26 protein-coding genes are annotated in these 21,004 nt (G+C 63.3%); 15 read left to right on the forward strand and 11 right to left on the reverse strand.

Annotation, left to right across the window (positions count from 1 at the left end; all coding sequences use genetic code 11):
* Window position 1 precedes the first annotated feature (1 nt).
* From H7F36_RS17435 to H7F36_RS17455, 5 genes are all read left to right on the forward strand, one after another.
* Complete coding sequence (locus tag H7F36_RS17435; protein ID WP_187051992.1) at window positions 2-580, forward strand: DUF3455 domain-containing protein; 579 nt, start codon at window positions 2-4, stop codon at window positions 578-580.
* A gap of 120 nt (window positions 581-700) precedes the next feature.
* On the forward strand, window positions 701-1,225 hold the full coding sequence (locus tag H7F36_RS17440) for a sigma-70 family RNA polymerase sigma factor (RefSeq protein ID WP_187055046.1): 525 nt from the start codon (window positions 701-703) through the stop codon (window positions 1,223-1,225).
* On the forward strand, window positions 1,222-1,974 hold the full coding sequence (locus tag H7F36_RS17445; protein ID WP_187051993.1) for an anti-sigma factor domain-containing protein: 753 nt from the start codon (window positions 1,222-1,224) through the stop codon (window positions 1,972-1,974). The genes H7F36_RS17440 and H7F36_RS17445 overlap by 4 nt, the downstream gene beginning before the upstream one ends.
* Window positions 1,975-2,087: 113 nt before the next feature.
* Window positions 2,088-2,255, forward strand: coding sequence for a DUF2256 domain-containing protein (locus H7F36_RS17450; RefSeq protein WP_187051994.1), 168 nt, complete (start codon window positions 2,088-2,090; stop codon window positions 2,253-2,255).
* Between the two features lie 59 nt (window positions 2,256-2,314).
* Window positions 2,315-3,046, forward strand: coding sequence for an SDR family NAD(P)-dependent oxidoreductase (locus tag H7F36_RS17455; RefSeq protein ID WP_187051995.1), 732 nt, complete (start codon window positions 2,315-2,317; stop codon window positions 3,044-3,046).
* 73 nt (window positions 3,047-3,119) lie between these two features.
* Here the strand turns inward: H7F36_RS17455 and cadR are convergent, their stop codons facing one another.
* Window positions 3,120-3,566, reverse strand: coding sequence for a Cd(II)/Pb(II)-responsive transcriptional regulator (cadR, locus tag H7F36_RS17460; RefSeq protein WP_187051996.1), 447 nt, complete (start codon window positions 3,564-3,566; stop codon window positions 3,120-3,122).
* Window positions 3,567-3,664: 98 nt separating this feature from the next.
* Between cadR and H7F36_RS17465 the strand changes: the two genes are divergently transcribed.
* On the forward strand, window positions 3,665-5,923 hold the full coding sequence (locus H7F36_RS17465) for a heavy metal translocating P-type ATPase (RefSeq protein WP_261802676.1): 2,259 nt from the start codon (window positions 3,665-3,667) through the stop codon (window positions 5,921-5,923).
* 15 nt (window positions 5,924-5,938) lie between these two features.
* On the opposite strand, the gene H7F36_RS17470 is transcribed toward H7F36_RS17465, so the two are convergent.
* Together H7F36_RS17470 and H7F36_RS17475 are read right to left on the reverse strand one after the other, a co-directional pair.
* Complete coding sequence (locus H7F36_RS17470; RefSeq protein WP_187051998.1) at window positions 5,939-6,853, reverse strand: hypothetical protein; 915 nt, start codon at window positions 6,851-6,853, stop codon at window positions 5,939-5,941.
* A complete protein-coding gene (locus tag H7F36_RS17475) occupies window positions 6,850-7,161 on the reverse strand; it encodes a high-potential iron-sulfur protein (RefSeq protein ID WP_187051999.1) in 312 nt (103 codons plus the stop codon). The genes H7F36_RS17470 and H7F36_RS17475 overlap by 4 nt, the downstream gene beginning before the upstream one ends.
* A 276-nt stretch (window positions 7,162-7,437) precedes the next feature.
* Between H7F36_RS17475 and H7F36_RS17480 the strand changes: the two genes are divergently transcribed.
* A complete protein-coding gene (locus tag H7F36_RS17480; protein ID WP_187052000.1) occupies window positions 7,438-8,742 on the forward strand; it encodes an ArgE/DapE family deacylase in 1,305 nt (434 codons plus the stop codon).
* A gap of 194 nt (window positions 8,743-8,936) precedes the next feature.
* On the opposite strand, the gene H7F36_RS17485 is transcribed toward H7F36_RS17480, so the two are convergent.
* Window positions 8,937-9,305, reverse strand: a complete 369-nt coding sequence (locus H7F36_RS17485) for a hypothetical protein (protein ID WP_187052001.1) — start codon at window positions 9,303-9,305, stop codon at window positions 8,937-8,939.
* A 112-nt stretch (window positions 9,306-9,417) separates the two neighbouring features.
* Entirely contained in the window at window positions 9,418-10,209 is a 792-nt protein-coding gene (locus H7F36_RS17490) for a tRNA-uridine aminocarboxypropyltransferase (protein ID WP_187052002.1), read from the reverse strand.
* Between the two features lie 85 nt (window positions 10,210-10,294).
* On the opposite strand from H7F36_RS17490, the gene H7F36_RS17495 reads away from it, so the two are divergent.
* The 6 genes from H7F36_RS17495 (at window position 10,295) to H7F36_RS17520 (ending at window position 14,489) form a co-directional block, all read left to right on the forward strand.
* Window positions 10,295-10,843: a peptidoglycan DD-metalloendopeptidase family protein gene (locus H7F36_RS17495; RefSeq protein ID WP_187052003.1), complete on the forward strand. Its 549-nt coding sequence runs from the start codon at window positions 10,295-10,297 to the stop codon at window positions 10,841-10,843.
* Between the two features lie 206 nt (window positions 10,844-11,049).
* Entirely contained in the window at window positions 11,050-11,388 is a 339-nt protein-coding gene (locus H7F36_RS17500; RefSeq protein WP_222620393.1) for a hypothetical protein, read from the forward strand.
* Window positions 11,389-11,867: 479 nt separating this feature from the next.
* On the forward strand, window positions 11,868-12,509 hold the full coding sequence (locus H7F36_RS17505) for a glutathione S-transferase family protein (RefSeq protein WP_187052005.1): 642 nt from the start codon (window positions 11,868-11,870) through the stop codon (window positions 12,507-12,509).
* A gap of 248 nt (window positions 12,510-12,757) precedes the next feature.
* The gene (locus tag H7F36_RS17510; RefSeq protein ID WP_187052006.1) at window positions 12,758-12,970 is read left to right on the forward strand and encodes a hypothetical protein; all 213 of its coding nucleotides are present in this window, start codon (window positions 12,758-12,760) and stop codon (window positions 12,968-12,970) included.
* Between the two features lie 123 nt (window positions 12,971-13,093).
* The gene (locus H7F36_RS17515) at window positions 13,094-14,035 is read left to right on the forward strand and encodes a tetratricopeptide repeat protein (protein ID WP_187052007.1); all 942 of its coding nucleotides are present in this window, start codon (window positions 13,094-13,096) and stop codon (window positions 14,033-14,035) included.
* Between the two features lie 112 nt (window positions 14,036-14,147).
* Window positions 14,148-14,489: a hypothetical protein gene (locus H7F36_RS17520; protein ID WP_187052008.1), complete on the forward strand. Its 342-nt coding sequence runs from the start codon at window positions 14,148-14,150 to the stop codon at window positions 14,487-14,489.
* A 99-nt stretch (window positions 14,490-14,588) separates the two neighbouring features.
* Here H7F36_RS17520 and H7F36_RS17525 read toward each other — a convergent pair whose 3' ends face one another.
* The gene (locus tag H7F36_RS17525) at window positions 14,589-14,864 is read right to left on the reverse strand and encodes a metal/formaldehyde-sensitive transcriptional repressor (protein ID WP_187052009.1); all 276 of its coding nucleotides are present in this window, start codon (window positions 14,862-14,864) and stop codon (window positions 14,589-14,591) included.
* A 47-nt stretch (window positions 14,865-14,911) separates the two neighbouring features.
* Here H7F36_RS17525 and dmeF point away from each other — a divergent pair, with 47 nt between their 5' ends.
* Entirely contained in the window at window positions 14,912-15,898 is a 987-nt protein-coding gene (dmeF, locus tag H7F36_RS17530; RefSeq protein ID WP_187052010.1) for a CDF family Co(II)/Ni(II) efflux transporter DmeF, read from the forward strand.
* Between the two features lie 15 nt (window positions 15,899-15,913).
* Here dmeF and H7F36_RS17535 read toward each other — a convergent pair whose 3' ends face one another.
* From H7F36_RS17535 to H7F36_RS17550, 4 genes are all read right to left on the reverse strand, one after another.
* Window positions 15,914-16,783 (reverse strand): ABC transporter permease, encoded by an 870-nt coding sequence (locus H7F36_RS17535; RefSeq protein ID WP_187052011.1) that lies wholly within the window; start codon window positions 16,781-16,783, stop codon window positions 15,914-15,916.
* Complete coding sequence (locus tag H7F36_RS17540; protein WP_187055047.1) at window positions 16,780-17,535, reverse strand: ABC transporter ATP-binding protein; 756 nt, start codon at window positions 17,533-17,535, stop codon at window positions 16,780-16,782. The genes H7F36_RS17535 and H7F36_RS17540 overlap by 4 nt, the downstream gene beginning before the upstream one ends.
* A gap of 161 nt (window positions 17,536-17,696) precedes the next feature.
* A complete protein-coding gene (locus H7F36_RS17545; RefSeq protein ID WP_187052012.1) occupies window positions 17,697-18,707 on the reverse strand; it encodes an ABC transporter substrate-binding protein in 1,011 nt (336 codons plus the stop codon).
* Between the two features lie 134 nt (window positions 18,708-18,841).
* Window positions 18,842-19,771: a TauD/TfdA dioxygenase family protein gene (locus H7F36_RS17550; protein WP_187052013.1), complete on the reverse strand. Its 930-nt coding sequence runs from the start codon at window positions 19,769-19,771 to the stop codon at window positions 18,842-18,844.
* 271 nt (window positions 19,772-20,042) lie between these two features.
* Between H7F36_RS17550 and H7F36_RS17555 the strand changes: the two genes are divergently transcribed.
* Window positions 20,043-20,618 carry a lipocalin family protein gene (locus tag H7F36_RS17555; RefSeq protein ID WP_187052014.1) on the forward strand — a complete coding sequence of 192 codons (576 nt, stop codon included), beginning with the start codon at window positions 20,043-20,045 and terminating at the stop codon, window positions 20,616-20,618.
* Between the two features lie 34 nt (window positions 20,619-20,652).
* Here H7F36_RS17555 and H7F36_RS17560 read toward each other — a convergent pair whose 3' ends face one another.
* Window positions 20,653-20,850 carry a hypothetical protein gene (locus tag H7F36_RS17560; protein ID WP_187052015.1) on the reverse strand — a complete coding sequence of 66 codons (198 nt, stop codon included), beginning with the start codon at window positions 20,848-20,850 and terminating at the stop codon, window positions 20,653-20,655.
* Between the last annotated feature and the right edge of the window lie 154 nt (window positions 20,851-21,004).

Consider the following 21,004-nt stretch of genomic DNA (forward strand, 5'->3'; position numbering starts at 1 on the left):
AATGCGCACTCCCCAAGCTTCTCGCCAAGTTTCTAGTCCCGTTTTTGTTGCGGTCGCACTGTCCGCCGCGGCTCTCGTCACCGCCTGTGGCTCGATGTCCATGGGTCCTACGTTCAATCAGTCTTCGCTGCCCGCACCGATCCAGGTGCCGCCGGGTAACAAGGTCGCCATGGAAACCGTGGGTGTCGGCGACATCACCTACGAGTGCCGCGACAAGGCCAACGCGCCGGGCCAGACCGAATGGGTGTTCGTCGGCCCCGATGCCAAACTGATGGACCGCAGCGGCAAGCAGGTCGGTAAGTACTACGGCCCGCCCGCTACGTGGGAATCGATGGACGGCTCCAAACTGACCGCTACTCAAATCGCGGTCGCGCCATCGGGTCCGACCAGCCTGCCGTATCAAGTGGTCAAGGCCAACCCGGCGATGGGCAGCGGCGCAATGACCGGCGTGACCTACATCCAGCGCGTCGCCTTGCAAGGCGGTGTTGCACCGGCGGCCATGCCTTGCACCCCAGCCACCAAGGGCCAGAAGCAGACCGTCAAGTACCAGGCCGACTACATCTTCTGGAAGGCGTCTTGACCCTCGGCTGCGGCATGGCATGACGGCGTTGCAGCGCGGCTCGACTACCATCGAACCCTCTTCGAGCCACCGCCATCGACCTTGCCGCCCGCCGATCATTTCGACTACGACGCCGAGCTCATGGCCTGCGCGCAAGGCGACCGCGAAGCCCTGCAGCGCCTGTACCAGCGCGAGGCCCGCTTCCTTCTGGGCGTGGCCCTGCGCATCGTGCGGCAACACCATCGTGCGGAAGACGTGCTGCACGATGCTTTCTTGAACATCTGGCAGCGAGCCGGCAGCTTCGATCCGACCCGTGGCGAAGGCCGCGGCTGGATCTACAGCGTTGTGCGCAACGCGGCACTGAACATGGTGCGCAGCTCGGCGCGCGAAGCCACGGTCGACGACGACGCGCGCGAAGCCATCGACGACGATGCCGCACTGGCAGCGTACGTCAGTGCGGGCGACCCGTTCGAACTCCGTGCCGACCTCGGCCGGCTGCACACCTGCCTCGCAAGCTTGGAGCCTGCACGCCGCGACTGCATCCTCTACGCCTACGTCGAAGGTTGCTCCCATGCCGAAATTGCGGAGCGCACGCGCACGCCGCTCGGCACGGTCAAAGCCTGGATTCAGCGCGGCATGAAAGCCTTGCGCGAGTGCATGGCATGAGCACGCCGAACACATCCGGCGAAGACATCGACGCGCTGGCGGGCGAGTACGTGCTCGGCACGTTGAATGTTGCGACGCGACAGATCGTCGCAGCGCGGATCGAGCGGGAGCCCGCTTTGCGTGACGCGGTGACGGCGTGGGACGCGCGATTGCTTCCGCTCGTCGCGCTCGCGCCGCCTTCAGAGCCGTCGACGGCGCTGTGGCGGCGCATCGAGGGCAGCCTGGGCGAAGCCCCTGCCGCAGTCAAGGCACCTGTCATGCCAGCTTCTCCGCGGCCGAAAGTCGAGAGCCGAAGACCTCCGGGCTGGTGGAACAACCTCGGCCTCTGGCGCGGCATGACCGGCGCCGGCTTTGCCACCGCGGCGGCTCTGGCGGCGGTGCTCGTTCTGCGCCCAGGCACACCGCAAGCGCCCGAATACATGGTCGTGCTGGTGGCACCACAAGACAAGGCGCCGGGCTATGTGATTCAGACCAACGCCGCGCACCAGCTCAGTCTGGTGCCGCTGGGTACCGCGACCGTTCCAAGTCAAAAATCCCTGCAGTTCTGGACCAAGGGCGACCAGTGGCGCGGCCCCGTTTCGCTCGGTCTGGTGAAACCGGGCCAGACGCTCTATGTGCCGCTCGGCAAGCTGCCGGCAATAGAGCCGAACCAGCTCTTCGAGCTGACCCTGGAACCTGAGAACGGATCTCCAATCGATCGGCCGACCGGGCCGATTCAGTACATCGGGCGGGCGGTCAAGGTTTTGTAGGGTGGGCTCAGCCTGAAGACTTGACCCGACTTTGACTCGCCTAAAGTGCGACAGCCACCGAGTTTGCCTCGATGTTGACCTCAAATCGACCCGGAAACTCGTAGCATCGCGGCATGGCAAAGAGCAAAGAAAGCTTTAAGGGCAACAAGGCGGCGCTGCCCAGCAAAAACTGCGTGAGTTGTGGCCTGACCATGACCTGGCGGCGTCGATGGGCGAAGAACTGGGCCGAGGTGAAGTACTGCTCGGATGCCTGCCGCAAAAAGCCACGTCCGGCCCAATAGATCCGGCAGCACACAGCCCGCTGATCTCACCCAACTCAATCACCGTCGCAATACATCCCATGACTTCGATCGTTCTCATCACGGGCGCCAGCGGTGGCATCGGCCGCGCCTTGGCACACCAACTGCACGCAACGGGCTTCCGCGTCGCCGCGGCAGGGCGCGACCTCGACCGCCTGGCCGATGTGGAAGCCGCCGTGCGGATCGCCGCCGACACCACCACGCCCGAAGGCGCAGCCCAGGCCATTGCCGCCTGCCAGGAGGCGCTCGGCGCCGCGCCCACCTTGCTGGCGCACTGCGTGGGCAGCACGCTGATCGCACCGCTGCACCGCACCCGAGAGGACGCCTACCGCGAGGTGATGCGCGTCAACCTCGACAGCGCCGTATTCATGTTGCAGGCCTGGATCGGCGCTTTGCAGGGCGGGCCTGGTGCGGCGGTGTTCGCGAGCTCGGTGGTGGCGCGCATCGGCGTCGCCAATCACGAGGCGATCGCTGCCGCCAAGGGCGGCATCGAAGCCCTGGTGCGCAGCGCCGCAGCCACCTACGCGGCACAGCGGCTGCGCATCAACGCCGTGGCACCGGGCATGACCGAGACGCCGATGACGGCCAGCATGCTGAAGCTGCCCGCCATGCGTGACGGCGCCGCGCGCCAGTACCCTTTGGGCGGCGTGCAGACTGCAGAACAGGTGGCTGACGTCATGGCATGGCTGCTCAGTGACGGCGCAGCCCGCCTCACGGGGCAGGTGATTGCGGTGGATGGCGGCTTCACTACCGTGCGGCCTCTCGTGAGGTAGCCGTCGAGCACTCCGGAGCGACATCCGTCACCGAGCCGCCGACCGGACCGACGCCAGTCACGCGCACTGAGCTTCAGTGAGTGCCGTGCACGTGCTTCGTGACTGCGCGCTTGAAAGCCCGGGCCGGCCCCTCGCTCGACAGCTCTTTCAGAATGCCGCAATCGCCCGAAGCGGCGGTCGTCGAACACTGCTCCAGAAGGCCCTTCAGCTGCTTTTCCAAAGCACGCAATTCGCGGATGCGTTGGGCAACGTGCCCGAGGTGTTCTTCCAGCAGCTCGCCGACCCCGCCACAGTTTTCCTGCGGCGATTCCTTGAAGCGAAGCAGCGCACGAATCTCGTCCAGCGCCATATCCAGCGAGCGGCACCGACGGATGAACATCAGCCGTTCGACGTGCTCCAGGCCGTAGATGCGGTAGTTGCTCTCGGTCCGCGCCGGGGACGGCAACAGCCCTTCCTTTTCGTAGAAGCGGATGGTCTCTACGGGCGTGTCCGTGGCTTGCGCCAGTTCACCGATCTTCATCGAAATCCCTTCAGAAAACCGTTTGGAAATTTGCGCTTGACTCTAAACCCGCTACAGGGTTTCCAATCGAGCCAATGACAAAAACCACAATGCCTGAAATGAAAGAGAAGCCGTCCGCCATCGCGGCCAAGACAACCGTTCCCGCCGGCGCAACGGTGTTCCGCATTCCGGCTATGGACTGTGCGGTGGAAGAAAGCGACATCCGCCGCGCGCTCGACAAGGTCGTCGGCATCAAGAGCCTCAACTTCCAGCTGGGCGCACGAACAGTGGCCATCAACGCGCCCGCCGAGGTGATTCCGCTGGCTGTCAAGGCTATTCAAAGCGCAGGTTACGAACCAGTGCCGGTGAGCGCGTCTCGAAGCGACGCAGGCCAAGCCGCGACCCACACAGCCGAGGACGGCCACCATGACCACGACCATGCGGGGCATGACCACGATCACGGCCAGGCTCATGGCGAGCAATCGTCCAGTGTGATTCGCCTCGGCGCCGCGCTCGCACTGGCCATCGGCGCCGAGACGCTGCACTTCTTCGCAAGCGATGTCCCGGCAATGAAGTATGTCGGCCTCGGCATGGCCGCAATCGCAATCTGGCTGTCGGGCGTCGAGACCTATTCGAAGGGCATCAAGGCGCTGAGCCGCGGCCGGCTGAACATCAACGCGTTGATGAGCGTGGCCGTCACCGGCGCCTTCGTCATTGGCCAGTGGCCGGAAGCCGCGATGGTCATGGCGCTCTACGCCATCGCCGAGCTGATCGAAGCGCGTGCCGCCGATCGCGCCCGCAACGCGATCAAAGGCCTCGTCGCTCTTGCGCCGGAACAAGCGGACGTACAGCAGGCGGACCGCAGCTGGAAGACGGTGCCGTCGGCCGGTGTGGTGCTCGACGCCATCGTGCGCATCCGTCCTGGCGAACGCGTGCCGCTCGACGGCGTGGTCACCGAAGGCCGCAGCGCGGTGAACCAGGCGCCGGTCACGGGCGAGAGCCTGCCGGTCGATCGCAGCGTCGGAGACACGGTCTACGCCGGCACCATCAACGAGACGGGCGAACTCCAGTTTCGCGTGACCGGCATTGCGTCCAACACGACACTGGCCCGCATCATTCACGCGGTCGAGGAAGCGCAGGGAACGCGCGCCCCGACGCAGCGCTTCGTCGACCGGTTCGCAGCCATCTACACGCCATCGGTCTTCGTGCTGGCACTGGCCGTGGCCCTGCTCATGCCGTGGCTGACGGACGCCACCTGGCTCGAAGCCATCTACAAGGCACTGGTGCTGCTGGTGGTCGCCTGCCCGTGCGCGCTGGTGATCTCGACGCCGGTCACGGTCGTCAGCGCGCTGGCGGCGGGCGCGCGGCGCGGCATCCTGATCAAGGGCGGCACGTATCTGGAAGAGGCACGTAACCTCAAGGTCATCGCGCTCGACAAGACCGGCACCATCACCGAGGGCAAGCCGAAGCTGGTCGACTGGATGGTGCTTCGCCCGGACGCGGACAAAGAGCAGGTCGGCCGCATCGCGACGAGCCTGGCGGAGCGCTCCGACCACCCTGTGTCGAAAGCCATCGCGCAAGGGCTCGGCTCGCCTGCCGCGCGTGCAGATGCCGACACGGTTGAAGGCTTCATCGCCCTCCCCGGCCGCGGCACGCAGGGCACGGTCGGCGGACGCGACCACGCGCTCGGCAACCATCGCCTGATGCAGGAGCGCAACCACAGCAATGCAGAGATCGCGGCCCAGCTCGCCGCGCACGAGCAGCAGGGCCGTACGGTCACGCTGCTGGCAGACGATCGCGGCGTTATCGCCCTCTTCGCCGTGGCGGACACCATCAAGGAATCATCGCGCCAGGCCATCGCGGAACTCAAAGCGCTCGGCGTGACCCCGGTGATGCTGACCGGAGACAACACCGCGACGGCAAAGACCATCGCGGCCGAGGCCGGCATCGACGAGTCGCAAGGCAACCTGTTGCCCGAAGACAAGCTGGCCGAAATCAAGGCGTTGCAAAAGCGCTTCGGCGCCACTGCGATGACTGGCGACGGCATCAACGACGCACCGGCGCTGGCGCAGGCCGACATCGGCTTTGCGATGGGCGCCATGGGCACCGACATCGCCATGGAAGCCGCGGACGTGGTGGTCATGAACGACGACCTGCGCCGCATTCCGGAGACCATCCGACTGTCGCGCAAGACGCACGCGGTGTTGGTTCAGAACATCTCGCTGGCGCTCGGCATCAAGGCCGTTTTCATGGTGCTCGCTCTGGTCGGCACGGCCACCATGTGGATGGCGGTGTTCGCCGATATGGGTGCGACGCTGCTGGTCGTCGCCAACGGGTTGCGGCTGATGCGGGCCCGGACGACTGCGGATCGGGCTTGAGGCGCGGCCTTGCAACTACACCGGCGTTGCAGCCGCCGCTGCCGCGCCTGTGAACGCGGGTCCGCTCACCTCCTTCGCCTCGTAGCCCCGGTTCACATCGAGCCCGGTGATGCGCCAATCGTGAGCCGGTAACGCGATCGGATGCACGATCCGCTCGAACGATCGCATCGGCCACGTCACGCCAAAACGGCGCTCATGCTCGAAGGTGTCGACCTCTGCCACCGCCCCCTGCGTGTTGGCGAAGCCTTCCAGTGTGAAGCGCATTCGATGTACGAGCCCGTCGCCGCGGTCGATGCACAGGGCGACGCGGTCGGTGGCGACTCGGCCCAAGCCGGGCGATAACCAGACGTCGACGACATCGCAGACGCGGCCATCGACGCGCTCGGTGCCGCCCGACTGCATGCGCAGCCCGCGGTCGTTCAACCAGAGCGGCCCGAGCAGAAAGAGCCCATAGCCTTCGGCCACCAGAGCCGCCGCCTGCTGCGCAGCGTCATCGGCGCTGCGCACGCCGTTGAACCACACCGCGACCTCGCCTGCGTCGTTCGGTGCAGTGCCGCCCCTGCGCCACCAGACGTGCTTGTTGCCCTTCGCCCCGGTGTAGGCCTGCGCCACGACAGCGGTCGAAGGCAGCAGCCTTTCTTGCGAGCTGCCGCGATAGCCTTCGTCGACGACTTCGGGCTGGATGCGACCCACCAGCGGCCGCCACTTGCCGCTGTAGCTGACATTGATATCGGTCATCTGCCGGTATGCGGCAAGGCCGTGCGCCTCTGCGCTGTCACGCAGCCGCGATACGGCCCCTGCATCGTTCGCTGGTGCCTGCACGAGCGGCAGCGGCGTGGTGCAACCGCCCACGAGCCATGGCAGCGTCAGCGCGCCGAGCAACGTCCTGCGGCTGATCGCGCGCGAGGCCATCGCGTGCGAGTTCGTCATCCCTTTTTCGCCCAGGCGCTGCACCATCCCTTGGCACTCACCTGCTTGCCGGCGAAGAGCGGGCAAGCACCGTTCGCGTCTGCGGGCTTGCCCTGGTACAGCGCGCAATTGCTGCACATCTGGCCGGCGGCGTACTTCGGAAATTTCTTCGCGTCGACTCGGCTGGCGTCTGCCACATAGCCAAGCGCTGCGGCCTGCGGATCTTTTTCATCAACGGCGGCTTGCGCCATGGCGTCTAGCCCGAAGCCAGTGGCTCCGGCGGAAATGGTCAGCAGAAAGATGCGGCGTGTGGTCTCGGTCTTGTTCATCGTGGTCTTTCATGGTTGTGGGGAACTGGCACTGGCGGCTAGGAAGCGCGCTCTCTGGTTGGATTATTCATTTTCGTGAAACGATAATGAAGCGTTAAATGCTATTTTTCATGTCGAATAACGATTCAATACCGGGTCATCCAAATAAGAGCTACAACGCATCGGCGGTCGAGCACGTTCTGCCGGCAACCCTACTTCGCCAGCGGCGCACCCGGCCACAACCGCACTGCCCGTTTCCAACGACACTGCCAATCCTTCGATAGCAGAATGGTCCGCATGCAAGAAGTCATTGAAGTTCAAGCGAACGAAACCGCCATCGTCGCCGCCTCCCATGCCCTGCGTGATGAAAGCGTCGCCATGCTGAGCGCGCTGGTGAAGCACCCTTCCCTGCTCGGCCAGGAGAAGAGCGCGCAAAGCTTCATGGCCGAGCGCTTCGGCGAACTCGGCCTGCAAGTGGACGAGTTCGAGATCGACGAAGAAAAGCTGAAGGCGCACCCCGGCTATTCCCCTTCGATCGTCTCTTACGACGGCCGCACAAACGTGGTGGGCATCCACCGGCCGAGCGGCCCGTTCAAGGGCAACTCGCTGATCTTCAACGGCCACATCGACGTGGTGCCGACGGGCGCCGAGGTGCTGTGGGAGGGCTCCCCGTTCTCCGGCCGGGTCGAAGGCGATCGTGTCTATGGCCGCGGCGCATCGGACATGAAGGCCGGCATCATCGCGTACACGATGGCGTTCAAGGCGCTCAAGTCGATCGGCCTGGAGCCCGCGTCTCCCGTGTACTTTCAGTCGGTGATCGAAGAAGAATGCACCGGCAACGGAGCCCTCGCGTGCCTGGTAGCAGGCTACCGCGCCGACGCCGCCGTCATCACCGAACCGATCTCCGAGAACGGCATCATGACCTGCCAGATGGGCGTGTTGTGGCTCGCCATCGAAGTGCTGGGCAAGCCGGTGCACGCCTCCGTTGCGCAAACCGGCGTCGGCGCCATCGACTTCACTCACTACCTTTTCGGCGAACTGAAAAAGCTCGAAGACAGATGGAACGCACCAAGCGCGCGCTACCGCTCCTTCGCGCACCACGACCATCCGGTCAACTTCAACCTCGGCAAGATCAACGGCGGCGAATGGGCATCGTCGGTGCCTTCAGCCTGTCGCGCAGACGTGCGGATCGGCTTCTATCCGGACATGAAGGTCGGCAAGGTCAAGACCGAAGTCGAAGCGGTGCTCGCCGCCGCCTACGAGGCGCATCCCGCCCACGCTGCACTGAGCTACAAGATCATCTACGAAGGCTTCCAGGCCGACGGCTGCCACGTGCCGGACGACGCACCGATCGTTGTCGCCATCGCCAAGGCCCACAAAGACATCGTCGGCAAGGAAGCGATTTCAACGGCGTTCACCGGTACGACCGATGCCAAGTTTTTCAACCTCTACGGCGAGACGCCCGCCATCTGCTACGGCCCTTCGGGCGGCGCAAACATCCACGGCATCGACGAGTGGGTGTCGATCGACAGCATGATGCAGACGGTCGCGGTGCTGGCGGTGTTCATGGCGCGGTGGTGTGGGGTGAATCGGTTGGCGTGACCAAACGCGACACGCAGGGCTGACGGGTCTGCGATGAGCACGGCAGCTTCGCGCTCAGCCTGATTGAGCCCGCGGTTCTTAAACTATTCGGGCGCTGGACAGTCTTACCACCCCTCGCCTCGAACTTCTGCTTTGCGCAGGAGCAGACGTAGACTTCCGACCTGCTTACTTCGGCAATCGGGCCAGAAGCCGACTTAGCCGCCAAGAGCTTTGCTGGCACGCATCTCTTGGTCATGCAGAAATAGCTCCCGCAGGTCACCGTTCAGTTGCTTGCCACTAGCGTCGAGCAGAACCAGCCGTGAGTCATCAATGCTGTTTATGTGGGCTCCATCGACGATGCCCAAAACGGTAGAGGTAGTAGCAATGGCCGTGTTGCGGACAACTTCGAGAAAGACCTCTTGGTCCGCTGACTCAAGGCGGTTGAAGAGCGCAAGCGCCCGCTGCCAATAAGGGTCCGATGCTTTCGCGGGAAGGGTATCGGAAAAAAGCCGCCGAAAAGTGAGGACGTTCTCTTCAACAGCTATCAAACGAGTGGCTTCTACGAGTTCATCGGGCGTCATCATTTCTTTCTGCGTGTAGCGTTTGAGTATTGCCCATGTGGCACAAGCAGCAGAGCGACTGACCGGTCTGGAGCAACCCTTATGGCTGCTTTGGGCCCGAAGCAGCCGGTCACATTTATGGCACGTACGACTGCTCTCCGGATTGAACCGGAGGTTCAACGCACATTGGCGGTACAACACCCACCTCGCGCAAGCGCAGATGCGCGACCCCATCCCACGCCACAGGCAACTGATTCTTCGCCTGAAGATAGTGGTGCGTGAAGACCGCGAGGTACGCGTCCAGCGTTCGCTCCGCAATGTGCTCTCCCGCCAGATTCATGCAGAGCGCAGCCACTTCGCTGGTGCAGAAATGATCGTCGCGGCCGGAGCGGCGAAGCTTGTAGTGCGGTAACCGATCGGGCTGCGGACTGAGCACGGGCAATGGGTCGAGGTACGGGCTTTTCCCAAACATCTTGCGCGCCTCGGCCCAGGTGCCGTCGAGCAGGATGAACAGCGGGCGCTTGACCGGTTCACCATCGGCAGCGCTGGACGGCGCCACTGCATGCACCACCCGGCCCGGCGCTGCGTACTGGCCTGGGAACACGACGTACGGTTGCCACTGCGGGTCGCTCAGCAAGGCCAGAAGTGCGGGATCGGTTTCAGTACGCGACCATCCGAATGCGAAGGTGTCGACCACCACATCGGCGATCAACCAGCCCGTGTTGCTCGGCTTGAGCGGCTCGATATCGGCCATGAGCAGGCACACGCCGGCACGCGTGACGACGGACGGACGCAATGCGCACATGCAGTGGCTGGCAACCAGACGGCAACCCGTGCAACGCTCACGCTTGAAACCACCACGGGCGAGGAAGGGTTTGGCACTGCGGGCCAGGCGCGCGGCGCGCAGGCGGGAGACGGCATGAGGCATGCGGGGATTCTCAGGCGTCTTCGGCCCTTCAGATAGCGCCATGTAGCATGAGCGATTGCAAAAAAGTCAGGGAAGTCAGAGACATATGGCGCAGAGAATTTGGGTGCGCGCAGCATTCGTTTTGGTTGCCGCAGTGGTCACCGTCACGTTGGCGGGTTGCGCGAAGGATCAGCCAGCCAGCGTCAAGAGCGCCGCAAGCAAACAGAGCGGACCTCGGCAGGCGCCCGCAAAGCCGGGACCGTCGGAACAAGCCGCGCCGGCAACAGGCAACAGCAGCTTCGTTCGCCCTGCGGCGGGCAACACGATTGCGGGCTATGACGGGGTGCGCAACAAGGGCATCGACATCGACGGCAGCCGCGGTGATCCGGTCGTCGCGGCTGCATCGGGGCGCGTCATGCTGGTCAGCAATTCGCTGCGGTCATACGGCACGATGATCATCATCAAGCACAACGCCAAGCTGATCACGGCCTATGCGCATCTGGATCGCGTGCTCGTGCGTGAAGATGAACAAGTCAAGCAAGGCCAGAAGATCGGCGACATGGGCAGCACAGGTACCGACCGCGTCAAGCTGCATTTCGAAGTTCGGAAGGATGGCGTTGCGACCAATCCGGCGCCGTATCTGCAAGGGAGATAGCGACATCGATGTTGACGATGTCGCCCCACTTCAGAATCTTGGCCGGAGGCGGGATGACACAACACCACCTTGTCGACTGAGGTGAGGATGGTTTTAGGATCCTCCTGATACCCAGACACAGCACGCTGGTTGGCACAGCGCCGCACGTTCTCGATGTGGTCTTGGCAGATCCGTTCGAGCGTGTCCGTGCAGCGTTAAGCTGAAGCATGCCTCGGAGCCGCGCCGACCTTCATTTTCAGACGCCCGACAAGCGGCTCACTGCCGTTTGCGAGTTGCGCGCTCTCGACACGGATTGTCACCCCTACGCGGCCTTGACCCAACTCGCTGGAGATCCCGCACAGGCCTTTGCGGAGCAGGCCTCCGACGGCTGGCAGCGATGGGACGGCGAACTCAGACGGACCGCAACCGATGCGCCCACGGCCCACGCTGTCATCGGTCGCTGCACTGTCTACTGCTTTCCATCGGACATGGAGCGCGACGAGTTCTGTCGCATGACCGGATCGAGGGCCGCGACGCTGGTACGGGTGTCGGCGGCAGGGCGCTGATCAACGTCGGCGTCAGCGTCGAGTCGGCGAGTTCATTTGGGTGGTCCCCGCAGGCAGGCCCTGGATCGAAGAGCCCTGGGCTCGCGTATTGGAGGGCGGCGGCGGGCTGGGCGGAAATGCCGGGGCCACCTGCGGCTGCACAGGCGTCGAGCCCACCCCACCCTGCGACTGCACACCTTTGCGTCCGACGCATGGCCGCCTCTGGTCGGAGCTGAAGGTGCCATCGGCACACTGCGCGGTCGTACCGGCGGGCGCGCCGCGGGACGCTTGTGCAGACGCTTCGTTCACTGCACCCGCGCAGAAAGCAGTTACTGCGCAGAACAACAAAAATCGGTTCATGCCTCACTGTATGGCAGCCACCGAATCACTTGCGTCGGCGTGGGCAAACGCATCCCCGCGAGCACACCAGGATGTTCCGACCGCGTGCCGGGCGGTGTCGGGGCAAGATCGAGCATCTCCAACCCTTCTGAAAATCAACTGTGCTCACCATCCATCACCTCGGCAAATCCCAGTCGGAGCGCATTCTCTGGCTCTGCGAAGAACTCGGCCTCGACTACGAACTCGTGCACCATGTCCGTGACCCCGTCACCGGCCTTGCCCCGCCCTCGCTCGTGGCGCTACATCCCATGGGCACCGCACCCGTCATCGAAGACGGTGAAATCGTCCTCGCGGAATCGGGCGCCATCATGGAATACATCATCGGCAAGCATGGCGGCGGGCGCCTGACGCATGCGCCCACGCACCCCGACTACGCGCAATATGTTTTCTGGTGGCACTATGCGAACGGCAATTTCCAGCCTGCGATGGGCCGCAACATGGTAATGAATCGACTGAATCTGCCCGCAGACAACCCGATCGCCGCGCGCATCCGGAGCCGACTGCTCGATGCTTTCACGATGATGGAAACCCGGCTCGGTAATACGCCTTTTCTGGCCGGCGAGAGCCTGACCGCCGCGGACATCATGATGGTTTTCTCGTTGACCACCATGCGTTACTTCTTCCCGTTCGATCTCGCGCCGTACCCCAATGTGCGGGCCTACCTGCAACGCGTGGCGGCCCGCCCGACCTACCAGCGCGCTATGCAAAAAGGCGACCCCGGAATGAAGCTGCTGCTGGACTGACCAGGCAACCGACAAAGTGAAGGGGACAGCAAAAGTTCCGCCACTTTTGCCAACTAGTTCCGAAAAAATACGACAACGTGTACCTTTGACCGACTTGGCGTGCCGCATCCGCGTGACTACGCTCGAGGCTTGGTTCTCCAAGGTGGTTTCAAGGGCCACACTTCCAAAGGCCCGCCTCGCGCGGGCCTTTTTTTGTCCTCCACGAGCGCCGTTCTTCGTCGACAGCAACCCGCGTACATTTACGGACCATGAAAAACGCTGTGCTCCTGATGTTGCTGCTCGGCACAGGCGCGATCGTCTTGCTGCTGGCAGGCCGCCTGATCGACGCACGCAAGCTGAAGGGCGGCCACTGGGACATCGCCATATCGGCGATCGTCATTGCAGCGATTGCGGCCGTCGGCATTTTTCTGTCGACAGATCACGACGACTGGCTCCGCTATATCGCGAGCAGCAAACGCTGAAGGTCCGCGGCGAGACATCGGTAAGACCTCGGCGCCCAGCCTGCCAGGACTCTTTTCTTTAAGAGTGCCCTAAGCCACGCGTGATTTAGTCGCGTGGACAATTTCGGAAGGAAAGAGGCTCTTATGTTCAAACGTCTGGTCATTCATCTCAGTCATCTCGCTCTGGCGCTCGCGCTGACCGTTCCGGTCCTGGCGCTGGCACAGGCCGAAACCGCCGCGACCCGCGCTCGTGAGCCTTCCATCGACGAGATCTACAAGGCGGCGGAGAGCGGAAAACTCTCCGAAGCCGACAGCATGATCGCCACGGTGCTGACGGCGCATCCGGGCAGCGCCAAAGCTCATTTCGTACACGCGGAACTGCTCGCCAAAGAAGGCAAGCTCGGGGCGGCGAAGACAGCCTACGCCAGGGCCGAGGCGCTGGCGCCAGGCCTGCCTTTTGCCAAGCCAGAAGCGGTTGCAGGCTTACTCCAGCGGATCGATGGACCAGCGTCCGCAGCCCGGCCCGCGTCCACAAAGGTGGTCGAATCACAGAGCGTCGCATCGTCCGGTCTCGGCGCACCGGCCAAGACAGGCATCGTGGTGCTGCTGATCGCGGCAGGCTTCTTCATGTTCAAGCGAATTTCAGGTGCAAGGCCTGGTGCAAGCGGTGCACCCGGTGCGCCGGTCACTGCGCAAACGGGCTACCCGAATCCTTCGTATGGCGGCGTTCCGGCTGGCTACGCACCGGGATCGACGGCACAACCCAACTACCCCTATGCCCCACCGGCGCCCGCCGCGCCATCGGCAACTTCCGGCCTGGGTAGCGCGTTGATGACGGGCGCCGCCGTTGGCTTGGGCGCGGTCGCAGTCGAGCAAGCCGTGCGGCACTTCAGCCAACGCGACAGGCCTGACGACATAGCCGAAAAACGTCGCGATCAGCCTGCTTTCGACAACAATCTTGGACCGGATACCAATGCAGACATGGGCGGCTCCGACTTCGGAATTTCCGATGCCGGCTCATGGGACAGTGGCGGTGGCGGTGGCGGTGGCGGCGGTGGCGGTGGCGATTCCAGCAGCGACTGGTGAGTCGCTTGCGTCGCTTAACAGCGAAAACAGCAGCAGTGCATCATTCTTTTTGGGGACGTCTTGAGCCGACGAACGGGCACCACGAAAGCCAGGCAGAAAGCATCATTGCGCAATGGTGCTGACCCTTCAATTCCTGTCGGTGGACGACAAGATCCAGGCCGACTGCCGCTCTGGCTCACTGAAGACCGACATCTACGAACACGTCGCGATCTTCGTCGGCCACCACCTCGATCGAGCACACGCCGCAATGCTCAGAGCGTCGCGCTGCGAGTTGGTGGAAGGCCGGTATGCCCGGTATATGGGCGATGTGTATAGGCCAGCACACGGCGACCCGGTCGAAGTTGGGCAATGCCTGGTCGGCGTCTTTCCGACAGCTGGCGATCGCGATGCCTTCACATTGCTTTCCGGTGCGCACCGTGCCTACTTTGCCCGGGCTATTGCGCAACTCGATTGATTGACTGAACAGTAGCCGAGCAAGCGTCCCGGCGAATCCACATACACAGCGTTGCCACGCCGGTGTCCATGTGCGGCTCCCTCGATGTCAGCTCGACTGTCATTTCATGTAGGAACGAAGCACGGAGACGATGGCCTCGAGGTCGTCCATACGGTCATGCGATGCGTCGCTCGCTGGCCCCATGTGTTCGCGGAGATGCCCTTCGAGCACTTGCGACATAAGGCCTTTCACCGCCCCGCGGATCGCCGCGATCTGCTGCAGCACCGCCATGCACTCGGCGCCGTCTTCAAGTGCGCGCTCCAGTGCCTCAGCCTGGCCTTTGATGCGCCTGACGCGGGCGAGCAAGGGCTTTTTGTCGGTGATCGTGTGTGCCATGGCGCATTGTAAAAGGCGACAAAGAAATACTGGGGTAGAGTATGTGAATGCAAACTGACCACGCCGCCCAGCCACCTTTGAGCTCGCAGCACTCCCACGCTTTCGACGAAGGCAATCCACTCGCCGAACGCCTCACCAAGGGGGTGGTCGTCTTGACCGCCGTCATGATGGTGGTCGAAATCGCAGGCGGTTGGACCTTCAACTCCATGGCCCTGCTGGCTGATGGATGGCACATGAGCTCGCATACGCTGGCGTTGGGTTTGTCGGTCATCGCATATGCAGCAGCACGCCGCTTTTCTGGCGACAGTCGCTTCGCTTTCGGCACCTGGAAAATCGAAGTGCTCGGCGGCTTCAGCAGCGCGATCCTGCTGACGCTGGTCGCGGCGCTGATGCTCTACCAATCGGTCGAGCGGCTGGCCTCGCCGACCACGATCCATTACGACGAAGCCATCGCGATCGGCGTGGTCGGCTTGCTGGTCAACCTCGCTTGCGCGTGGCTGCTACGCGGCGGTCATCAGCACCAACACCACGGTCACCGTCCCGACGACGCTCATGGTCATGCGCATCACCAGGACCTGAACCTTCGCTCCGCCTACGTGCATGTGGTGGCCGATGCCGCGACGTCCGTGCTGGCCATCGTCGCGCTGTTCGGCGGCAAGGTGTGGGGTGCTGCGTGGCTCGACCCCGTCATGGGAATCGTCGGTGCCGGGCTGGTGGCAGTGTGGGCCTACGGGCTGATGCGCGAATCAGGTCGGGTGCTGCTGGATGCAGAAATGAACGCGCCTGTGGTGCAGGAGATTCGGGACGTGATCGATGCTAGTCCGGTCAAGGCGACGTTGTGCGACCTGCATGTCTGGCGCGTCGGCAAAGGCAAGTACGCCTGCATCGTCTCGCTCGCGACAACGGCGGCTGTCGAGCCAGACTTTTTTAAACAGCGGCTGCGCGTCCATGAAGAGCTGGTTCACATCACAGTCGAAGTCAACCGAGTGGAACATCGCGCGGCTGACGTGGCTCATCGCCCGATCGCGCCCTGAGCTTTCTCCGCCGATTCAGCGCTGCTGACCCCAGCGTCGAACGGTAAGCCGCTCGAGCGTCGCGAAGCCCAGCGTCTCGACCAGCAGACCGATCAATACGACCATCGCCAGCCCTGCAAAAACGCGGTCGGTGTAGAGCTCGTTTCGATTCTGGAAGATGTACCAGCCGAGGCCGCCTTTGCCCGATGACGCGCCGAACACCAGTTCGGCCGCGATGAGCGTGCGCCACGCAAAGGCCCAGCCGATCTTCAGGCCCGAAAGAATGGCAGGCAGCGCGGCCGGCACCAGGATCTGCAGCACATAGCGCAGGCCGCGCAGCCCGTAGTTGCGTCCAGCCATGCGCAAGGTCTCAGGCACGCCCTGAAAGCCCGCGTAGGTATTGAGCGCCATCGGCCACAAGACAGAGTGGATGAGCACGAAGACCAGACTGCCGCGACCGAGTCCGAACAACAACAGCGCGAGCGGCAGCAAGGCGATGGCGGGCAACGGGTTGAACATGGAAGTCAGCGTGTCGAGCAGGTCGCGACCGATCTGTGTCGACACTGCCAGCGTGGTGAGCGCGAAGGCCAGCAGCACGCCGGCGACGTAGCCCTGGATCAGTACCGAGAACGAGATGCCAACCTTCTCGACCAGCTCACCGCTCGCCACCCCTTCGAAGAGCGCACGCGCCGTCGCGGTGAACGTCGGCAACAACAGGTCGTTGTCCTGCCACCGTGCGGCCAGCTCCCACAAGATGGCAAGTGCGACCAGGATGAGGCCTTTGCGCAACCCGCCGTGCGACCATAGGCGCGTCATCAAAGGCAGGGTGCGCTCGACCGGCACCTCGGTGAAAGGCGCAAGCACCAGCTCGTATTCCGGGCGGACAGGTGGTATCAGACTGCTCATGGCGCCACCTCATCGAACAGCATCCGGTGAATACGCTGTGCAGTGGCCTGAAACTCAACGCCACCCAGGCTGTCGAGCCCGAAAGCGTGGCTATTGATCTCCGCACGCATGCGCCCCGGATGCGGTGACAACAACGCCACACGATTACCCACCACCAGCGCCTCTTCGATCGAGTGCGTGACAAATAGCAGCGTGAAGCGCACCTCGTCCCACAGCGCGAGCAACTCTTCCTGCATCTTGCGGCGCGTCAGCGCATCAAGCGCGGCAAAGGGCTCGTCCATCAGCAGCACGCGCGGCTGCATGGCGAGCGCGCGCGCGATGGCTACGCGCTGCTTCATGCCGCCGGACAACTGATGCGGATGCACGTCGGCGAACGGCGCCAGCCCGACTTTGGCAAGGTAGTGAAGTGCGCGTTCCTCGGCCTCCTTGCGACCCAGGGTGCGAGATGCCAGCAACGGAAACATGACGTTCTGCTTGACCGTCTTCCATGGCGGCAGCTGGTCGAACTCCTGGAACACGACAATGCGGTCCGGCCCAGGCGCGGTCACCGCTTGGCCGGCCAGGCGGATCTCGCCTTCGACCGGTGCGAGAAAGCCGCCGATGGCTTTCAGCAAGGTCGACTTTCCGCAGCCCGATGGGCCCAGCAACACGAAACGATCAGCCTCGTGCATGTCGAAGCTCACGCGGTGCGTTGCGCGCACCACGCGGTCGGGTGTGCGGTATTCGAGGCTGACGTTGTCGACTTGAAGCAGCGGGGATGCGTACTGACCTCCGTCGGCCCCCCTCTCCCGCTCGCGGGAGAGGGTTGGGGTGAGGTTCGGGCCTGTCTCAAGAGCTTCGCCCCTTGCCCCCGCCCTATCCCGCTCGCGGACGAGGGCGTCACTCCCAGAGCGCAAGGCCACGCTGTTCACGCTCAATTCCCCGCCGCGTTCTGTGCATCGTCGAAGAAATAGTCCTTCGTCGAAGCTGGCTTGTTCTTGATTGCGCCCACGCGGTGCATGAACTCGGCCAGCGCGTAGGTGTTCTGCGGCGTGGTCTTGAACTGCACCTCGGGGCCCTTGATGATCTTCAACAACAACTCGCGGTCGATTTTCGCGTTGCCGACCTTGATATAGATGTCGGCGGCCTTCTCGGGGTTGGCGGTGGCGAACTTCGCCGCATCGTCGAGCGCGTCCACGAAGGCCTTGTAGGTCTTCGGGTTCTCGTTGCGGAATTTTTCGGTCGCATAGAGCACGGTCGCAGAAGCCGGGCCGCCCAGCACCTGGTACGAGTTCAGCACGATGTGCGCAGCCGGGTTGCCGGCCAGTTCCTGCTCCTGGAATGGCGGGCTGCCGAAGTGCGCGTTGATCTCCGTGCCGCCCTTGATGATGGCCGCGGCTGAGTCCGGATGCGGCAGCGCGACGCTGATCTTGTCGAGCTTGGCGAAGTCCCTGTCGCCCCATTGCTTGGCCGATGCCAACTGGAGCACGCGGGACTGCACCGAGACGCCGACTGCCGGCAATGCGATGCGGTCCTTGTCGGTGAAATCTGCGATGGTCTTGACCGCAGGGTTGTTGCTCACCAGGTAGTACGGAAAGTTGCCCAGCGACGCCACGCCCTTCACGTTTTGCTTGCCCTTGGTCCGGTCCCAGATCGTCAGCAGCGGCCCGACACCCGCACCCGCGACCTCGATGTTGCCTGACAGCAAGGCATCGTTGATGGCCGAGCCACCCGACAGCTTGATCCACTCGACCTTAGCGTCGATGCCTGCCGCCTTCGCGTGCTTCTCGATCAGCTTCTGGTCTTGCGCGATGTTCAACAACAGATAGACGATGCCGAACTGTTCGGCGATCCGAATCTGCCCCTCGGCATGCGCGGCAAGACTTCCCAGGGCCAGCCCCAGTCCAGCGATCAACGAGACAGATTTACGAGCGAAACGATTCATGGAATGCGCAGAGAAGTTGAAAGATCAGCAGGTGGAACACCGCGGAACCGGCTTGGCCGGGCCGCTGATGCTGCCCCCGGTCAGGGGGGAGGAACTCGCGACACGAAGTCGCGCAGCGACCTGGAGGCGAGCAGCTACCTCGGCGTGTCGCCGATGACCGTGGTGCGATAGAGCTTCCGACGAAGGTTGTCCGCCGTACCAGCCGCCAGATGCATCAACGACCGGTTGTCCCAAAACACCAGGTCGTGCGTCTCCCACGCGTGGCGATAGACGAACTCGGCCTTCACGCTGTGAGCGAACAGCTCGGCCAGCAGTGCGTCGCTTTCATCTTGCGGCAGGCCGACGATGCGGGTCGTGAAATGCTCGCTTACGAACAGCGCCTTGCGGCCCGTTTCGGGGTGGGTGCGAACCACCGGATGCACCGCAGGTGCGACCTGATCGATCTGTGCCTGCGACAGCTTCGGCCGCCAGGGATTCTTCGCGCGCAGGTCTTCGTACTTGGCGAGGTAGCTGTGCTCGGCCTTCAAATGCAAGACCTTTTGCTGGAGCTTCGGGCTCAATGCTTCCCACGCCAGGTGTTGATCGGCGAACAGCGTGTCTCCGCCTTCAGCTGGCAATTCCTGCGCATGCAACAGCGAACCCAGGCTCGGCTTCGGCTTGTATGAAATGTCGGAATGCCAGTACACACCGGCGTCGCCGAGCCCGATCGGCTCGTCGTTTTCCTTGATGTTCGAAACGATCAGGATTTCGGGATGATTCTTCAGATGGAACTGGTGCAGCACATGAATCTCGAGAGGGCCGAATCGGCGGCTGAACTCGATTTGCGCTTCAGGCGAAACGTTCTGGTCGCGAAACACCACCACGTGATGATCCAGGTGCGCGCGATGGATGCGCGCAAATTCGATCGCGTTAATCGGTTTGGAAATATCGAGCCCGACGATCTCGGCGCCGACAGGTGCGTCGAACCGCCGGACTTCGAAAGCTTGCGATGGGATCGAGTCGGCAGCCGAATCGGTCGATGTTGCCGTGGGTTTAGTTCGTGGGACTGTAGCAATGGCGGTCATGCAAGGCTTGTTCTTCAAACGAGACCCATACTTTAGGTTTGCACGCGGCAAACACGAACGATTGATTTCTTGGTTGCTTATGAGAAATCGGTTGATTGAAAACCGATCGTCCGTCCGGGGGCGCAACCGTTGGTCGAGCCGAAGAGCGCCCCGGAGGCACCGCACGACTCGATGTGCGCCATGTCTGACGCAGGGTCTCTGCGGGCGCCTTCACGCGTCTGCGCGCCTCCCGCAATGATCGGAACAACAAAATATCTGGCCTCGAAATACCATGAACTTGCGCACGTCGCACACCCTCCGCACCACACTCCCGGCTGCCGCGCTGGCCCTCGCAGCAATCGCGCTGCTTGCCGCATGCGCCACATCCTCTTCCCCGGGCCGAAGCCCTGTCGCCCTGGCACCCAATGTGGACTTGCCGCGTTTCATGGGCGACTGGTATGTCATCGCGAACATTCCGACATTCCTGGAAAAGGGCGCGCACAACGCCAAAGACAGCTACCGGCTCGATGCCGACGGCACCATTCCGACCACCTTCAGCTTCAACGCCGATGCGCCAGACGGACCGCGCAAAAGCTACGGCTCCCGTGGCTTCGTGATGGATGGTGGAGCGAACGCGGTGTGGGGCCAGCAGTACGTGTGGCCGATCAAGGCGGACTACCGAATCTCTTACGTTTCGCCGGATTACACACAGACGGTGATCACCCGCGACAAGCGAGACTACGTGTGGATCATGGCGCGCACGCCGACGATCCCGGAAGTTGACTTGGCGCGCCTGACGGCGTTCGTCGGAAGCCAGGGTTACGACGTCGGCAAGCTGCAGCGCGTGCCGCAGGTCGCAATCAAGTGAGGCGCACCGCGTTGGCCGCTGCCGTACCGGTGATTCAGTTCGGGTAGAACGCCTGCTGGCGGTCGTTTCGCGCCGGCGATGGGCCCGCCGAGTGCTCCGTCGAGCGGCCCCAGAAGCGTGGCGTCATCACCCCTGCAAAAGCCGCGATGCGCGGGTCCCGGGCACGGCCTCCAGTGGCGGCCATCTCTATCAGGGCGGCGTATTCGGACGTATCGGTGTCAGGAATCTGCATGCCCCGATGCTAGGCCGTTCTTCTCACCAATCCTCTCCTCGGACTGCCGGGGCGTACGCGTAGCGCGTTTTACGTCACACATTTGTCGGATTGTTGGTCGTCACGGCGCTCGGCGAACCATAGGTCAAAGCCCTACGGATCGACCCCGTGCGGG

The sequence above is a fragment of the Variovorax sp. PAMC28562 genome, from assembly GCF_014303735.1.
Lineage (GTDB): Bacteria > Pseudomonadota > Gammaproteobacteria > Burkholderiales > Burkholderiaceae_C > Variovorax.